The sequence below is a fragment of the Proteus hauseri ATCC 700826 genome (genome assembly GCF_001654965.1).
GTDB lineage: Bacteria > Pseudomonadota > Gammaproteobacteria > Enterobacterales > Enterobacteriaceae > Proteus > Proteus hauseri.
Window position 1 is genome coordinate 124,650 of record NZ_LXEV01000018.1, and the last position, 17,988, is coordinate 142,637.

Here is a 17,988-nt window from a genome sequence, read left to right on the forward strand (position 1 = left end):
AAAATATCCATCTTGTATAAAAAACAGGCAAAAATGACGCCAGTAAAAATTATAAATTCGCTGCTTGTGTAGATTAAATAATAAGCAAAAAATTACCGAATTTTTAATAAAAAGCTAAAGCTAAATTAGAATCTAAGTTTACACGTAAATACTTAAATCATTGCCCCAATTATGACAGTAAAAATCAGTATTTAACAAATTTCTTGCTGATAACGATAAATTTCACCATCTTTAATAAAACTAAGTCGATGAGTAATACACTGTGGTGCATCTTCTTGGTGATGACTAACAAATAAAAGCTGAGTATTACTGTGACTAATCATGATATCGATAAAACGTTGTACCAATAGGCGATTAGTCGTATCTAATCCTTGTAAAGGCTCATCAAGAATAAGCAATGTTGGATGCTTTACTAAAGCCCGTACAATCAATACTAAGCGTTGCTGGCCCCATGAAAGAGAATGAAATGGATTATTTGCTTGTGCTGTTAAACCAATCAATGCAAGCCATTCATCAGCAAGTTTAAGCTGTTTATCCGTCACGGCTTGATAAACACCTATCGAGTCATGAAAGCCTGAAATAATGACATTTTTTACATTAGAAGAAACACGATAGCTTTGATGCAGAGCATTACTGACATAACCTATGTGCCGTTTTATTTCCCAAATGGTTTCACCGCTTCCTCGTTTACGACCAAATAAAGTCAAATCATTACTATAACCTTGGGGATGATCGCCTGTTATCAAGCTTAATAACGTAGATTTACCTGCACCATTAGGGCCTAAAATTTGCCAATGTTGTTGCGGTTTAACTTCCCAGTTTAAGTGATGAAGAACGGGTTTATCATTATAACTTACTACCCCGTCATTAAGAATAATAGGAGAAAGAGTCGGGGATAATATAGGAATAGCATCAGAAGGATCTTGTTCTGGTAGCGTGAGATTTTTAAGCGTCTCACTGTGAGATAATTGCCTAATAATCGAATTTGAAAGGATCTGCTGTTTTTCTCCCTGAGTGATTAATTTACAATCAATTAATAGACCTGCATATTGAATAAAATCAGGGATATCATTAAAACGATTTAAAATAAGCACTATAGTTAGATTTTTTTGATGTAATAAGGTTAATAACTCGTTTAAAGCATAGCGAGAATCTACATCTAAACCATCAAAAGGTTCATCTAAAATTAATAAATCAGGTTTATCCATCAAAAGTTGAATAAGCAATACTTTGCGTGATTCACCAGTAGAAAGATATTTAAAACGTCTAGACAATAAATGCTCGATACCAAATTGTTTTGCTAATAATAAACAGCATTCATCATCTTTAATATGCATTTGAACAACCTGTGTAACGGTTAATCCCGTATCATCTTCATCCTCACTGAGTAAATCTGTATTGTTACGTCGCCATTCGTCTTCGATTATTTTTTGCAATTTTTCAAACGAAAGACTGATAGGGCGAGTAAAGGTGTTAATTAATTTACCCGATAATAAAATACCTTCTTGGCATAAAGTATTAGCAAGAACCGTTTTTCCACTGCCATTACTACCGATAAATGCCCAACTTTCACCTTCGTTGATGGTTAAGCTTTCAATTTGTAAGCAACGTGTGTCACTTAAGCGAAATTGTGTTTGTTTAAGTTGCAAGTGCTTCATTATTATTTTCCTTGGTCTTTAGCGCCAGTTAATTATCTACCAATATAGTGTTAAGAAAAGCTTGTCAATATGGAAGAGCCATAATTAATGATAAAAAATATTATTTATTGTTAATTAATAAGGTCTTATTTAGTTGGGAAATAATGTAATAATAAATATCAAACTTTAAACTGTTTATTATTTTAAATATTTAAATGATATTTTTTATTATGTTTACTTGGCTTTGTTAATTGCTGGTTTATTATGTTTTTAATAAAAGCATAGGAGGCTTTTATGTATGAAAAGGATATTTCTAAAAAAAAGTGTTTAATCGTCTATAGTCTTATTTATTTAACCGCTATTTCTCCATTACATCCTGCTTGGAGTTCAGTGATTACTCCATCTGATAACACAATAAAAATAAATAATAAAAATACTATTCCTATTATTAATATAGCAACACCTAATGATATCGGTATTTCTCATAATCGTTTTCACTCTTTTAATGTGGGCCAACAAGGAATTATTTTTAATAATGCTACAACCACAGTTAATTCATCGTTAGCGAGCCAAATTAGTGCTAATACCCAGTTAAATGGTAATGCAGCTAATTTTATTATTAATGAAGTAGTGAGTAATGAACATTCTCAGTTATTAGGTAAATTAGAAGTAGTAGGTAAGCCAGCCAGCGTTTTAATGGCAAATCCTAATGGTATTACTTGCGATGGTTGTAGTTTTATTAACACACCAGTAATGACGCTGACAACAGGTAAAGTAATTCTTGATAATCAAGGTGCACTCTCTGCTATTTCAGTTAATAAAGGCCATGTCATTATTGGCGCACAAGGAATGGATGCAGAAGCGCAAATTTATACAGATATTCTTAGTCGTAGTATTGAATTAAATGGAAAAATTAAAGCGCAAAACTTTTCTTTAATGCAAGGAACTAATCGCATTAATTTTCAGTTAGGAACTGTTAGTACAACTACCGCGATTAGTGCTAAACCCGCCCTATCTATTGATATCAAACCTTTTGGTAGCATGTATGCCAATCAAATACGCTTAGTCAGTAGCGAAAAAGGTGTTGGTGTTAATTTAAGTGATATTCAAACAACCCAAAATAGCGTGAATTTAACTGTTGATGGAAAAATTACCTTTAATGGCAATATTCAGTCAGCTCAAGATATTAATGCTAGCAGTAAAGAGCTACAAATTAATAATAATGCAAAGTTAAAAGCGAAAAGGGATATTACGTTAGCAACAAATACATTAACAAATCAAAGTGAAATAATTGCAGAAAAAGATATGCGTTTATTTACTGATAAGCTCAGTAATAAAGGTGAAAAGGCACTTATTCAAGCGAAAGATAATTTATGGATACAAAAAAATGCACAGGGTGATCCTAGTACTTTAATTGAAAATCAATCAGCTACCATAAAAACAGAAAAGGGTGATTTGATTATTCGAACAAAGAAGCTGGTTAATGAATCTATTACACCTTTATTTAAGGAGATAAAACAAGAGCCTGATTCTAAAAAAATTTATAGTGTTAGAAATCAATTTATTCCACCTTATCCTAGTAGCAGTTTTTCCCAGGGTAATTATGAAGCATATATTATTGCTTACATACCTGAGTTAATAGATGAGAGAAGAAAAAAATGGTTTGGGGTAGCAAATTTAAACGATGATTATGGTATAAATGATGAGAGGAAAAAAGTAGATTTAATTTCAAGTTATATTGGTTCTAAAATTATCTCCGGTAATAATTTATATATTCAATCCAATAGTATCTCAAATTATCAATCATATATTTTGGCAAATAATAATTCTATTTTAACTGGTAAGGATGCTTATTTTATAGATTATTCAATAGGCCAGTTAGATAAATGGGTAATATATAAAAATAGTGATATTCTTCCAGAAGTAAATCCACTATTTGAGATTCCTAATAATCAGGTTGAGAAATCAAATTATAGAAAAGAATATATATATATACCATATGTTTCCACTGATATTCATAGTTATAATTTTAAATTTGAAAAAAATAATGAATATATTATAGCGAAAGGTAATTTGGTTTTAGATTTTAAAAATTCCATAAATATAGAAACTAAAGTACCATTTCAATATTCTAAAATAAAAAAAATAACAAATAAATCACAATCAGGATACAATATTTTAGCTAAGAATATATTAATCAATTCTGATTCTATTAATTTATCTTCAAATATAAAATCAGATAATGATCTATCTATCATCTCTAGTGGAGATCTTATAGCAAAAGATTTACATCTCTCATCTGAAAAATCGTTAAGTTTAATTTCAAATAAAAATATAGCGCTTAACCAAGTAGATTTAACGGCTAAAGATAGTGTTATTCTTGCCAAAAATGGAAATATTGATTATACATTAAACCCTATTTCTGCATTTAATGAAAATAATCTTTTAACTCCTCCTATTATTAATGTTTCTAATTCTATCTTATTTCAATCTGGAGGCAATGTTACTTTTGATAATATTGAGGTTAATAATGCTAACTCTTTAAATTTAATTTCATCTGGTGACATAAAAATTCAGAGAAATGAATCAGAGCTTTTTAAGATATTACCGTATTTCCATTTATATACTCAAGAACCTGCATTATCAAAAACGGAAAGCTGGAAAACGCGAGGTGATATTACATTCACTTCCGGTAAAGATATTATTAGTCAAGGAATAAAATATCATAGTGATAAAACCATAACTTTCAATGCAGGGCAGGATATTTTTCTTGCCTCAAAATCAATAAAAGATGCAGATCCTTTTTTTAAGGATATTCATTATCCTCAATTACAATCTAAATTATTTTCAGACAATAACCTTATTTTAAATGCCGCTCGTGATATTGATTTAACTTCAACAGTATTAAGTTCAAAAGATAAAGCAATTGTATTGTCGGGTAGAAATATAAAGTTAGGTGCAAATGCTTATTCCGTTATCAAAAATTTCCACGAAGATGCTCAAGATATTCAGTATGCCACATCTGCCATTACGGGAAATAACGGTATTTCTATTGCGTCATCAGGCTCATTAATCACAGAAGGAAGTTCACTTAAATCAGAGGATGACGTCACTATATCGAGTGGTGGCAATATTCAATTAGGATCAGTAAGAACACATTTTCGTAAAAAATCAGGCTCCAATCTAGAAGAAATATATAAACATATCGGTACAGATATCTCTAGTGGTAAAAATCTAACACTATCATCTGAAGGCAGTATTTTATTTCAAGCATCAAAACTCACCGCAAATAATACCATCGATATTGCTGCTAAAGGAGGATATCTCTACGCGCAAGCAATGGAGGAAACCAGTTATTACGAAGAGAAGAAGAAAAAATGCAATAGATGGACTTTGTGTATTACTAAAAAGAAATATACGAAAAAATCATATAACACCAATAATAAAGTAAGTGAGTTTATTGCTAATGGCGATATTAATTTATTTGCTAAAAATGATATCACGTTAGAAGCAACTAAAATTAATACAACAAAAAATGCCAAGCTAATCAGTAAAGCAGGAAAAATTAATTTTAAAGCAGTTAAAAATACAGCCTTTAAACAAGTTATTACTAATTCAAAAGATATTTATATCACTCAGCGTGATCAGGGATATACCAAAGGAACATGGATATTACCTGAACTTTATATTGACGGAAAGCTCACAATTGATGCGCCAAAAGGCATATCTGCTGATATTAAAATCCAAAAAGAACAATCACTAGAACAAGCATTAACCGTTTTAAGTAACACACCCGAATATGCTTGGCTTAACGATCTTCAGCACCAAGAAAATATTAATTGGAATTTAGTTAAAGACGCTTACGCTCATTGGGATGATAAAACTCAGCAATTAAATCCTGTTGTTGGTGCGGTTATTGCCATCGCGGTAGGGGTTGCAACTTACGGTACTGCAACTGCGGCGACCGTTGGTGGAATGGCAAGCAAAGCCACCATTGCGGCAGGTGCATCAGCCAGTGTGGCTTCAACGGCATCGGTTGCGGCACAAGCGGGTTTTGCCTCTTTAGTTTCGCAAGCGGCTGTCTCTTTAGCCGAAAACAAAGGCAATATTTCTAAAACCCTCGGATCGCTCGGTCGTAGTGACACCGTTAAATCTATTGTTACGAGTATGGTGGTTGCAGGGGCATTGCAAGGCCTTGACCAATTTATGGGTTGGGATCAGGCAATTCAGGGGGGAACATTACCCTCAACAGGCAAGTTATTGCTTACTGATAACGCAACATGGAATCAAGTTGCACAGCGTGTTGCCTCACACTCAGTCGTCAGTTCAACACTGGGTACTGCCATTCAAGGCGGCAGTTTTATTGATAATTTTAAAACCGCACTATTAAGCAATATCGGCAGTCAATTTCACGCAGAAGGTGCCAACCTAATTGGTGATAACGGTGCGGTATTAGGACATGCAGGAAAGGTTTTAAGTCATTCCGTTGTTGCAGGTATTAGTGCAGAAATTGCAGGAGGCAGTGTTACAGGAGCTGTCGCAGGTGCCTTGGCGGCAGAAATAGCGGCGATATCGTTACAAAGTAAATTATTTGAGCCTAGATATTTAAATGAAACTGACAGACAAGTTGCATTAATTCAAGAGGCAATCCATGGCAATGAAGGAAAAACACAGCTCACTAAATTAATCGGTGCACTGACAGGCGCTATTGTGACTCGTAAGCCTGAAGGCGTATTTTCTGCGGCTAATTCTGCGGAATTAGTTTATCGGCATAATTACAGTGAGCATATGCTTTCTAACTTAGCTTTAGAAAATAATAAAGATATGATCGCTGCTTCGAAGGGAGATATTGCAGCAGCAGAAAGAGTTGTAAATCGACAAAATGCAGGAATGGTTGCAATCGCGCTTGGCTTAGGAGGAAGTGCAAGTTTTATTGCTGGTTATACTGTTATTGCAGCAATACCAGAACTTATCGCTATTGCTCAAGTTGCATTTAATACATGTAAAGCTGACTGGATTTATTGTACTAATCAGCTAGGTATTAATATCGCGGGAATATCGGCTCCAGAAGCAGCAATAGCAGGCGTCACTTTTGGCAGCGGTTATAAGGTATTAGCAAGTTCAGAAGAAAGTGCTAAAGCTTTCTCTAGCATGTTAGCTAATAGCTCAAAGTCTTTAATGACGTCGGGTAAATTAAATATTACTGCTATAAAACCAATAGTAGAGCAAGAAAAATTATTAATAACTACCAATAAAAAAGCTATTGAAATAATCAACAACGGGGAGCTTGTAATATATTCAGGAGTAACTACGAATGGATATAAAGTATCTAATGGAGCCAAAACATTAGTTTCTAAAAATGAATTAGAGTATCCTATTGTTCAATCTAGGATTAATATTAAAATGGGAGATTTTGAATCAGGTTGGTTGCATGTACAAAAACGTCATTTTTCAGGAGCGCAAAATGCTAGCCAATTTACGCTTACTGAACAGGAAATTAAAGATATATTATTAAGTCCTGCTGTCATTAAGATTCCTATTAATAAAAAGAGAGAATCATATAATAAAAACACCAATGGTATTGATATTTTGTATGAAAGAGTGATTCGGCTTGATAAAAATATAGGAATTGATAAATTTAGTAAACAGCCAACTAACATAATTACTATGCTCACAGATAAAAATGGAAATTTAATAACTACTACCCCTGGGGAAATAAAGTGATGACAAATGAAGCTTTTTTAAAATTTAAGGATTCAGAAAATAAAATTATTATTCCGTACCTCAAAAAAATATTTCCATCATTGAAATCAGCATATTGTTTATATCATATGATAGAACAATTAGAGGATGTTTATACTTACTTAGTTAATAGCAAGGATGTTTTTTTTATTGAAGTTTCGAGGTTAAATAATTCTATTAATCATACGGATATTTTATCAATTAAAGATTATGCTATTATGAAAAAGGGGAAGCAATATCATCGTTATATGAAAGAGATTATTGCTTTATCAAATAGTGAGATAATTAAATGATAGTTTATAGATGGAATGTTAGATTAATAAATTATATATAATAATTCAATTATAACGTTAAAAATCCATTGTATTGACAAAGTATTAAGTGCCTCAATAAATTAATATTTTACGCGTTGTATTAGTCGTAAAATTTAATGGATACTAAATAAAATCACCTTATGCTAATTATGTGTAGGGTGATTTTTTATTATATATATCTATATAAAAATATTTTTAATAATTGTAAGTAATCAAATTAAAAATAGAATTATCTTAGTTGGTTTTATTTTTTAATAAAACTAATCATGTTAATAATTAATAAAGAATAGCGGTAATTACCTGAACTTTATATTGGCGGAAAACTGACAATTGATGCGCCAAAAGGCATAGCTGCTGATATTAAAATCCAAAAAGAACAATCACTAGAACAAGCATTAACCGTTTTAAGTAACACACCCGAATATGCTTGGCTTAACGATCTTCAGCACCAAGAAAATATTAATTGGAATTTAGTTAAAGACACTTATTCCAATTGGGATGATAAAACTCAGCAATTAAACCCAGTTGTCGGTGCGGTTATTGCCATCGCGGTAGGGGTTGCAACTTACGGTACTGCAACTGCGGCGACCATTGGTGGAATGGCAAGCAAAGCCACCATTGCGGCAGGTGCATCAGCCAGTGTGGCTTCAACGGCATCGGTTGCGGCACAAGCGGGTTTTGCCTCTTTAGTTTCGCAAGCGGCTGTCTCTTTAGCCGAAAACAAAGGCAATATTTCTAAAACCCTTGGATCGCTCGGTCGTAGTGACACCGTTAAATCTATTGTTACAAGTATGGTGGTTGCAGGGACATTGCAAGGTCTTGACCAATTTATGGGTTGGGATCAGGCAATTCAGGGGGGAACATTACCCTCAACTGGCAAGCTACTTGCGACCGATAACGCAACATGGAATCAAGTTGCACAGCGTGTTGCCTCACACTCAGTCGTCAGTTCAACACTGGGTACTGCCATTCAAGGCGGCAGTTTTATTGATAATTTTAAAACCGCACTATTAAGCAATATCGGCAGTCAATTTCACGCAGAAGGTGCCAACTTAATTGGTGATAACGGTGCGGTATTAGGACATGCAGGAAAGGTTTTAAGTCATGCAACATTATCTGGTTTATCTGCCCAAATTAGTGGCGGAAATGTTAATGGTGCAATTATAGGTAGCTTAGCTGCTGAAATTGCAGCTATTTCGCTGGGCGATAATACTATTAAGGCTGAGGAATGGCAGAAAAAATCAGAATCACAAGCCCAATTTATTAGATTATTCGGTGGCATAGCAGGCGGTATTTTTACTGGTGAGCCAGGTGGTGTATATAGTGGTGCAAGAGGGGCTGAAAATAGTTTCCGTTACAATTATCTCTCTCACCATCAGCAAAAATTAATGGAGAAAGAATTATCTACTGAAACTAATTATTTTAAGAAGACAGCCATTTATCTTAAATGGCTATCAGCAGATATAGGACAAAATACAGGGTTTAATGCGGGTCTTGTAGCAGGTATACCAACAGGATTGTATGAAACGATAGAAGGGCTCGCTTCTCTTGCTATAAATCCGTTAGAAACATATCAAGCAATCAAAGCGGTTATCCAAAGTGATAATGCTTTCGATACGTTAACCCAAGCGGTTAAGCAATCGTATATAGATCGCATTGAAAAGCTGGAGGCAGAATATCAAAAAGCCGGTGTATCTGGTTCATTTAATGCTGGTGTTGAAAGTGGAAAACTAATTTTTGATCTCGTAGGTTTATTTGCTGGTGGTGCTGGAGTTGCGAAAGGAAGTTCTCAGCTTATAGCTAAGACATCAGCTAAAATAATAAAAAAAAGAACTAGAGTTTCATTCCCTAATGGAATCAGTTTCGAGATTGAATTACCAAAACATTTAGCTACGGTAGATAAGTTTACTCAAAAAATGGGAATTTCAGGTGGTCATAATGCTAATATATTTTATAATGTCGTAAAGGATAAGAATTTAAAAATTATAAAAGAGAGCCCAAAAAATGTGCGAGGGATAACGTATATTGAATATAAAATACCTGCTAAGCATCCACAAACTGGAGAAATAACTCATTATAAAGGTAATGGCGCTCAACCTTTTAAAAAAACAATTTATGATCCCAAGATTTTTTCTGACCAAAAAATACTTGAATTAGGTCAAAAAGCAGCTGCAAATGGATATAAGAATGCGTTAGATAAAAATTTGCAATCTTATGATGCAATATCAGAAGGCATTACTTTTAGAGTATATTTAGATAAAGAAACAAAGATGGTTACTAACTTCCATCCTAAGTAGGAGTGTATTGATGAAATTTTTATTTGAATTGCCCTATGAAAAAAGTGAGCCTAGTTGGACTATAAAAAGTTATTTTGATCTTATATATAATGAAGGCTGTTTTTTAGAAGCTGTTTCGAATCTTATTCAAAAAGAGTCTTTTGTACTTGATGGTATATATTGCTTTTTTCCAGATATGAATAGTTCTGATGTATCTGAACATTTTTCAGGTGTTAAATTTGGAATAGGATATCCTCTAACAGATAAAGATATTATTACTGTAAGTGAAGATATTTGTTATAAATATATTAGACTATCGTGCAAAAAATACTTATTAATGCATCCTAAAGACAAAATAAAAATTAATATATTGCTATCAAAGAATAGATTAAATAATAAATAAATTTAAATTATATTTTAAAATCTCAAAACCATTTACGTATGGATCATTGGGTAGGTGAGGGAATACCCGATAGTGCAATTATTACATTAAAAACTAATTGTAGTGATGAGATTTTAGGTGCATCAATAAAAGAAGCTTTTACGCGTTGTATTAGTCGTAAAGTTTAATTGAATACTAAAATTACCTAATGCTAATTAGGTTTAACATGATTTATTATTATATAAATTTATCTATGAAAAATAATAAGCTAATTATTATTTCCAATTAAAAACCATCACTTAATATTATTATTAAAACACTAACTAAGTGATGGCTTTATTTCTATTTAAAAGTAATCAATGCGAATAATTAACACAATGTGGCGACAATCACCTGATCGGCATTAAATAAAGCTGTTACAGTATCGTTTAGTATTAAATTTCTGTCTTTAACATGCTGATTAGAACAGGTGGCACACACTTCTTGTCCTCCTGCTAATGTCACCACTAATTCGCTGTTTTCACTGCCGCTCTCTATTTGCGTTAAGGTGCCACAAAGTGTATTTTCATATTGAGCCGTTAATGATGTACCTTTCTCAATAGTTACCCAAGGCGCTTTAATTAAAATCAGCACTTCTTTGCCTTTTTTAAGACCCAAACGGTCAGCACTTTTTTCTGTTAATGCTGCGCGAATAACGGTTTTTTTATCAGCTAGTTGCACATTAACGTGTTGCTGAACTTGCAAATGATCACGTTCAATAATAGTGCCAAAAAACTGGTTTCTAGCACTGGTTTGTAATGAAAAGCGAGAAATAGCAGCTAATAAACTATCAAGTGGAAGTGAATCATCTTTAAGTACATCAAACGCTTTTTGTTGGATTTGACCTAATAAGTCATAAAGTTGTAATAAACGCTCACAATAGTGAGTCAGTGTTGCACCGCCGCCGCCTTTGCCTCCGGTTGCTCTATCAACCAGTAGCTCATCGGCGAGTTGATTCATTTCATTGATGGCATCCCATGCGCTTTTATAGCTGATACCAGCCATTTTAGCCCCTTGACTAATTGACCCCGTCGCTTTTATCTGTTTTAACAAAGCAACGCGACGTGGATCTGCAAAGAGCTTATCCTGAAGTTTGAGTGTCAGTAATATTTCTGCTTGCATAATGATAGGCTTCTTCTTTTTTATGTGGTTATCGCATTTTTTGTGGCGACACAACGCGATAATTCTCTAGAATATGGTGAACTATAGCGTTATTATTAGTCATTCATGGAAAATTGCCAACTCTGGATTTCCGAATATACCATGATAAAGAGGTTATCATGCTTGAATTATTGAAAAGTTTGGGGTTTGCTCTCTTGATGGTACCTGTTGTTATGGTCTTCATCATGGGGCTTATTTACTTATTAGGTGAATTATTTAATCTTATTTCACCAAGTCAGCCAAAAGCCGATAAAAAGTCATAATTTTTCCCCTCCTCATTTAGAACAGCCCTTTAGAAATAAAGGGCTGTTTTTTCATCATTATCATTATCGCTATATTTGTTGATATATAACTAGTTTCCATTATCTAATCCTTTCATGTTACGCTGTATTTTGCTATATACAGCGTGTCATCATTTAATTTAAGTGGAATTCAAACATGAAAAAATTATCAGGTAAATTGCTTGCTGGAGCAGTTATTTCTTTTGCTTTAGTTAGCCAAAGTTTTGCATCGGAAAAAGTAACGGTATTTGCTGCCGCTTCTCTTACCAATGCTCTTAATGAAATTTCGGCACAATATAAGCAAGAAAAACAAGGTGAGATAGTTGCTTCTTATGCATCGTCTTCTACGTTGGCTCGCCAAATTGAACAAGGTGCACCTGCAAACCTGTTTATCTCAGCAGATCAGCAGTGGATGGATTACGTAATCGATAAGAATTTAATGGTTGCAGATACTCGTCACACGCTATTAGGTAATGATTTAGTTCTTATTGCCCCTAAAGATAGTAAATTAAATGACGTTGTTATTAATAAGGAAACGAAATGGAAATCCTTACTTAATGGCGGAAAATTAGCTGTTGGTGATCCTGACCATGTGCCTGTTGGTATCTATGCGAAAGAATCATTAGAATATTTAGGTGCATGGGATACTGTAAGCCCTGATATGGCTCGTACTAATAACGTTCGTAGTGGTATGGCATTAGTTGAACGTGATGAGGCACCATTAGGCATCGTTTACGGTTCTGATGCGGTTGCGAGCGAAAAAGTAAAAGTTGTTGGCGTATTCCCTGCTGATAGCCACAAACCTGTTGAGTATCCAATGGCAGTTGTAAAAGATCAGGACAATAAAGCAGTTCGTGATTTTTATGACTATCTGAAAACACCTCAAGCCGCAGAAATCTTTAAGAAATACGGCTTTAGCCCACTGTAGGAATTATACTTTTGGAGATGTTAAGTGAATACGAATGGCAAGCTATCGTTTTAAGCCTTCAGGTTTCGACTGTTGCAGTTATTATCAGTCTTCCTTTTGGTATTTTGATGGCTTGGCTGTTAGTTAGAGTTCGATTTCCGGGTAAATCGTTGCTCGATAGTATTATCCATTTACCGTTAGTCCTTCCCCCCGTTGTTGTGGGATATCTTTTGCTTATTAGTATGGGAAGAAGGGGATTTATTGGTGAATGGCTCTATAACTGGTTTGGTTTTAGCTTTACCTTTAGTTGGCGAGGAGCCGCGCTTGCATCAGCTGTAGTTGCATTTCCACTTATGGTAAGAGCTATTCGACTGGCATTAGAAGCTGTCGATCAACGTATGGAACAAGCAGCAAGAACACTAGGGGCTTCGCCACTACGCGTCTTTTTCACGATAACGTTACCGCTGTCGATGCCGGGTATTATCGCAGGGATTGTATTGGCATTTGCACGCTCATTAGGTGAATTTGGCGCGACAATCACTTTCGTCTCCAATATTCCAGGGGAAACAAGAACAATTCCGCTGGCAATGTATACCTTAATTGAAACTCCAGGTGCGGAAATGGATGCTGCTCGTTTATGTGTTATTGCAATTATTTTAGCGCTCGTCTCTTTAATGGCTTCTGAGTGGTTAACTCGTTGGGGTCGTAAAAGATTGGGGGGCGTATGTTAGAGATGAATTTTAAACAGACGCTAGGTTCTTTGCGTTTGGAAGTGAACACAGAACTACCAACAGAAAGTATTACCGCAGTATTTGGCTTATCAGGTGCGGGTAAAACATCACTAATTAATGTTATTGGCGGTTTAACCAAGCCTGATTCAGGGCGCATTGTATTAAATAATCACACATTGGTTGATACGGAAAAGAAAATTTATCTACCGCCTGAAAAACGTAAAGTAGGTTATGTATTCCAAGATGCGCGTCTGTTTCCTCACTATCGAGTAAGAGGAAATTTACTTTATGGCATGTCACCAACCATGAAGGTGCAGTTTGATAAAATAATTCACTTACTTGGTATAGAACATTTATTATCTCGTTTTCCTATTACTTTATCAGGTGGTGAAAAGCAGCGTGTTGCTATCGGCCGTGCTCTATTAACGGCGCCTGATATTATGTTGATGGATGAACCTTTAGCTTCGCTTGATTTACCTCGTAAACGTGAATTATTGCCTTATCTCGAAAAATTATCGCAAGATGTACAAATTCCCATTTTGTATGTCAGTCATAGTCTTGATGAAATCATTCGGCTAGCAGATAACGTGATAGTTATGGATGCCGGTAAAATAAAGGCAACGGGTAAACTAGAAGATGTTTGGGCGAGTAGTGCTTTACGTCCTTGGTTGCAAAAAGAAACATTAAGCAGTATTGCGAATGTCATGGTAGTTGAGCATCATAACCATTACGACATGACAGCGACTGCATTTGGTAATCAAGTGCTTTGGTTGCCACAAATAGAAACAAAAATTGGTCGTGATGTTCGTGTTCGTATTGATGCTTCCGATGTGTCGTTAACAACAATTCGCCCATCAAATAGTAGTATTCGTAATATCCTTCATATGAAAGTGGTAGAGACGATAAAAAATGATGGTCAGATCGATGTTAAATTAGTCAACGATGGCAACTATTTATGGGCTCGGATCACGCCATGGGCAAAAGATGAACTGAATATTCAAGAAGGTCAGTGGCTCTATGCGCAAATTAAGAGTGTTTCTTTAAGCCGTCATCTTTGATTTATCTGATAAATGAAGATACAAAAAAACCTCATCATTAGTGAGGTTTTTATTTTTTAGGATAATCGATCAAGGTGAGATATTAAGACAGAATATATTTATGGATCGTTTCTGCGATGCCCGGTTGTGAATTCACTTTGGTCACTAATTTTGCGCGTGATTTTACTTCATCTGAAGCATTACCCATCGCAACACCTAAGCCCACATGCTCAAGCATACTTAAGTCATTAAAATTATCACCAAAAGCAATAACATCACTCATATTCATGCCATTTGCTTCAACCCAACGCTGTAAACGACGACCTTTACTGTTACCCTTTTTCGCGATATCCACTTGATCAACCCAAGACCATTCGCACTCTAAACCGACTTGTTGTTCGATTTTTTCGACTAAAGCGTGTAATTCATCATGGTTTGGTGTTGTAGTTGCAATTTTCCAAATTGCATTAACATCATGCATCGCTTTATAAAAATCATCGACTTTAACTAAATTAGGGCGTTGTGCGAGAGGTAAGGTTTCTGACCAGTTTAATGTACGTTGTACAGGTGCTGATAATTGATCATAAAGCATAGCGTCATCAGCATAAACTAAGTGATGTACATCAGTTTGTTTAACTAAATCTAAAACAGCGCTGGTTTCTTTGGTTGTTAATGGGTCTGACTCAAGTACTTTTTTACCAATATAATCATAAAGATAAGTTCCATTACAGCAGATCGCTGGCGTATCAAGGTTTAGCGCTTGATAGAAAGGATGAATAGCAACATGATGACGACCTGTTACTATTAATACTTTAACACCCGCTTTTCTTGCAAGATTGAGAGCTTCTAAAGATTCTGGCAGGATACGTTTTTGGTCATCAAGCAGTGTGCCATCAAGATCCAATGCAATAACGCGATATGACATAAATAAGCCCCTTGATAGTAGTAAGATGCAATGCTTTGATGTTACACGTTAACCAATAAAAGATAAACTAGCTTAATCGTGATAAGTAAAAGGTGGTTAGGTTATTATTCTTTATAAATCAATAGTTAATCGCTTTTAAGGAGATGGGATGAATCAGGTAGTCTACGTAGCAAGTCCAGAGAGCCATCAAATCCATGTTTATGCATTAAACTCAGTGGGTGAAATGCATTTATTACAGGTTGTTGAGGTTGCAGGACAAGTACAACCGATGATTGCAAGCGCAGATGGAAAATACCTCTATGTTGGTGTTCGCCCTCATTTTAGCGTGATGACATTTAAAATCGCTGTTGATGGTCAATTAGAGCAAAAAGCGGTTACGTCAATTCCAAGTACGCCGGTTCATTTATGTTTAGATAAAACAGGGCGCTTCTTATTTGTACCTTCTTATCATCAAGGTAATTTAGCCGTTTTGCCTATTAATGAAAATGGTATCGCCCAATCACCTATTCAAATCATTGAAGGGTTAAATAAACCTCATTCTTCTAATATTGATTGGAATAATAAACAGCTTATTGTGCCTTGTTTAGGAGAAGATCATATTCGTTTATTTGATTTATCACAGGAAGGTTATTTAACCGAAGCGGGTACTAAAGAATTAACTACAGCACAAAATGCAGGCCCTCGACATATGGCATTTCACCCTAATGGAGATGTGTTTTATTGCCTCAATGAATTAGATGCGACAATTAACGTTTATCGCCGTATGGGTGATTTATATCGTTTAATGCAAACGCTTGATATTGTGCCTGAAACATTTAATAGCACCCGTTGGGCTGCTGATATTCATATCACGCCAAATGGTCGTTTCCTTTATGCTAGTGAGCGCTCTGAAAGTTTTATTTGTGCAATGGCAATTTCACTATCGGGTGATTACCTACAACCTGTAGGTTATTATCCAACAGAAACACAACCTCGTGGTTTTAATATTGATAATACGGGAAATTACCTTGTTTCTAGTGGTCAAAAATCAGATTCAGTGTCTGTTTCTCGTTTAGATAAACAAACCGGGGCATTGACGGAACTTGCGCGTTATCCAGTAGGAAAGGGCGCAATGTGGGTAACAATAGTTACGCTATAATCCTATGTAATAAATCATCTCCCCTATATTTCTAGAGGAGATGATTTGTTGTTAATCCGAAACCACTTGTTTAATCGCATTTATCAATATCGATAGCTGTTTGGTAGTCATGATATAAGGCGGCATAATATAAATTAGTTTACCAAAAGGTCGTATCCAAACCCCTTTATCGACAAAGGTTTTTTGCAATTTTGCCATATTGACGGGTTCATTCATTTCCACTACGCCAATTGCACCTAATACACGCACATCTTTCACTTTTGTCGCTTGTTTTAGTGGCAGTAATTCTTGTTTTAATTGTGCTTCTATTTGAGCAACTTGAACCATCCATTCACCACTAGCTAATAGCGATAAACTTGCACTGGCAACAGCGCAAGCTAATGGATTTCCCATATAAGTTGGGCCATGCATAAAGCAGCCCGCATCACCTTGACTGATAGTTTCGGCAATATGGCGGGTGGTTAATGTTGCAGATAACGTCATATAACCACCAGTTAATGCCTTTCCAACACACATAATATCTGGTGATATACCAGCGTGTTCACAGGCAAACATTTTACCTGTTCTGCCAAAACCTGTGGCGATTTCATCAGCAATTAATAACACACCAAATTTATCACACAGGGCTCTGGTTTGTTTTAAATATTCAGGGTGATAAATACGCATTCCGCCGGCACCCTGAACGATAGGTTCTAGCATAACGGCCGCAATTTCTTGATGATGCTGCTCTAAAATTGAGTGCAATGAATCGATATCATTAGGATCCCACTGTTCATAAAAACCTGTTTTAGGCGCATTAACGAAAAGATGATTAGGAAGATAACCTTTGTAGAGGCTATGCATTGAGTTATCAGGATCACATACCGACATAGCACCAAACGTATCTCCGTGATACCCCTGTTTTAATGCCACAATGCGCTGGCGTTTTTCCCCTTTAGCTTGCCAATATTGCAATGCCATTTTTAATGCAACTTCAACAGCAACAGAACCGGAGTCAGCTAAAAAAATACATTCAAGCGATATTGGTGTTATCGCCAATAATTGTCGACAAAGTGCAACCGCAGGGGGATGTGTAATACCGCCAAACATCACATGCGACATATTTTCGACTTGTGTTGTTAGTGCACTATTTAATTCAGGATGATTATATCCGTGAATTGCAGCCCACCATGAAGACATACCATCAATAAGTTTTCTGTCATCAGCCAATGTAAGTTCAACGCCTTTTGCGCTCACAACAGGGTAAGCCGGAAGTGGGTTACTCATCGAAGTATAGGGATGCCAAATATGGCGTAAATCGAAAGCGATATCATCAGGTGTCATTTCATTATCCGCTTAATCATGTAAACCAATGGTGATCAATTTTAGTTGACATGATAACCCTATTATTTAAACTGACAATCACTTTTAAACAGGAG

14 protein-coding genes are annotated in these 17,988 nt (G+C 35.2%); 10 read left to right on the forward strand and 4 right to left on the reverse strand.

Annotation, left to right across the window (positions count from 1 at the left end; translation table 11 throughout):
• Positions 1-191: 191 nt before the first annotated feature.
• Positions 192-1,658 (reverse strand): molybdate ABC transporter ATP-binding protein ModF, encoded by a 1,467-nt coding sequence (gene modF, locus M997_RS06905; protein WP_064719369.1) that lies wholly within the window; start codon positions 1,656-1,658, stop codon positions 192-194.
• Positions 1,659-1,931: 273 nt separating this feature from the next.
• Between modF and M997_RS06910 the strand changes: the two genes are divergently transcribed.
• The 5 genes from M997_RS06910 to M997_RS17175 all read left to right on the forward strand — a co-directional run bounded on the left by M997_RS06910 (position 1,932) and on the right by M997_RS17175 (position 10,539).
• Complete coding sequence (locus tag M997_RS06910) at positions 1,932-7,361, forward strand: DUF637 domain-containing protein (RefSeq protein ID WP_064719370.1); 5,430 nt, start codon at positions 1,932-1,934, stop codon at positions 7,359-7,361.
• Positions 7,361-7,672, forward strand: coding sequence for a hypothetical protein (locus tag M997_RS06915; protein WP_064719371.1), 312 nt, complete (start codon positions 7,361-7,363; stop codon positions 7,670-7,672). The genes M997_RS06910 and M997_RS06915 overlap by 1 nt, the downstream gene beginning before the upstream one ends.
• A gap of 620 nt (positions 7,673-8,292) precedes the next feature.
• Complete coding sequence (locus M997_RS17705) at positions 8,293-9,990, forward strand: DUF637 domain-containing protein (protein ID WP_064719372.1); 1,698 nt, start codon at positions 8,293-8,295, stop codon at positions 9,988-9,990.
• Between the two features lie 10 nt (positions 9,991-10,000).
• Positions 10,001-10,372: a ribonuclease toxin immunity protein CdiI gene (gene cdiI, locus M997_RS06925; RefSeq protein ID WP_064719373.1), complete on the forward strand. Its 372-nt coding sequence runs from the start codon at positions 10,001-10,003 to the stop codon at positions 10,370-10,372.
• The gene (locus M997_RS17175) at positions 10,369-10,539 is read left to right on the forward strand and encodes a contact-dependent growth inhibition system immunity protein (RefSeq protein WP_074379340.1); all 171 of its coding nucleotides are present in this window, start codon (positions 10,369-10,371) and stop codon (positions 10,537-10,539) included. The genes cdiI and M997_RS17175 overlap by 4 nt, the downstream gene beginning before the upstream one ends.
• Positions 10,540-10,720: 181 nt before the next feature.
• Here M997_RS17175 and modE read toward each other — a convergent pair whose 3' ends face one another.
• Positions 10,721-11,512 carry a molybdenum-dependent transcriptional regulator gene (gene modE, locus M997_RS06930; protein WP_064719374.1) on the reverse strand — a complete coding sequence of 264 codons (792 nt, stop codon included), beginning with the start codon at positions 11,510-11,512 and terminating at the stop codon, positions 10,721-10,723.
• Between the two features lie 158 nt (positions 11,513-11,670).
• Between modE and M997_RS17180 the strand changes: the two genes are divergently transcribed.
• The 4 genes from M997_RS17180 (at position 11,671) to modC (ending at position 14,528) form a co-directional block, all read left to right on the forward strand.
• Entirely contained in the window at positions 11,671-11,814 is a 144-nt protein-coding gene (locus M997_RS17180; RefSeq protein ID WP_074379341.1) for an AcrZ family multidrug efflux pump-associated protein, read from the forward strand.
• A 175-nt stretch (positions 11,815-11,989) separates the two neighbouring features.
• On the forward strand, positions 11,990-12,760 hold the full coding sequence (gene modA / locus M997_RS06935) for a molybdate ABC transporter substrate-binding protein (RefSeq protein ID WP_064719375.1): 771 nt from the start codon (positions 11,990-11,992) through the stop codon (positions 12,758-12,760).
• Positions 12,761-12,777: 17 nt separating this feature from the next.
• Positions 12,778-13,470, forward strand: a complete 693-nt coding sequence (modB, locus tag M997_RS06940) for a molybdate ABC transporter permease subunit (RefSeq protein WP_064719376.1) — start codon at positions 12,778-12,780, stop codon at positions 13,468-13,470.
• A complete protein-coding gene (gene modC, locus M997_RS06945; protein ID WP_064719377.1) occupies positions 13,464-14,528 on the forward strand; it encodes a molybdenum ABC transporter ATP-binding protein ModC in 1,065 nt (354 codons plus the stop codon). The genes modB and modC overlap by 7 nt, the downstream gene beginning before the upstream one ends.
• A gap of 82 nt (positions 14,529-14,610) precedes the next feature.
• On the opposite strand, the gene M997_RS06950 is transcribed toward modC, so the two are convergent.
• Complete coding sequence (locus M997_RS06950) at positions 14,611-15,432, reverse strand: pyridoxal phosphatase (RefSeq protein WP_064719378.1); 822 nt, start codon at positions 15,430-15,432, stop codon at positions 14,611-14,613.
• A gap of 148 nt (positions 15,433-15,580) precedes the next feature.
• Between M997_RS06950 and pgl the strand changes: the two genes are divergently transcribed.
• Entirely contained in the window at positions 15,581-16,570 is a 990-nt protein-coding gene (gene pgl / locus M997_RS06955) for a 6-phosphogluconolactonase (RefSeq protein ID WP_064719379.1), read from the forward strand.
• Between the two features lie 51 nt (positions 16,571-16,621).
• Here the strand turns inward: pgl and bioA are convergent, their stop codons facing one another.
• Positions 16,622-17,893: an adenosylmethionine--8-amino-7-oxononanoate transaminase gene (bioA, locus tag M997_RS06960; RefSeq protein ID WP_064719380.1), complete on the reverse strand. Its 1,272-nt coding sequence runs from the start codon at positions 17,891-17,893 to the stop codon at positions 16,622-16,624.
• Positions 17,894-17,988 lie beyond the last annotated feature (95 nt).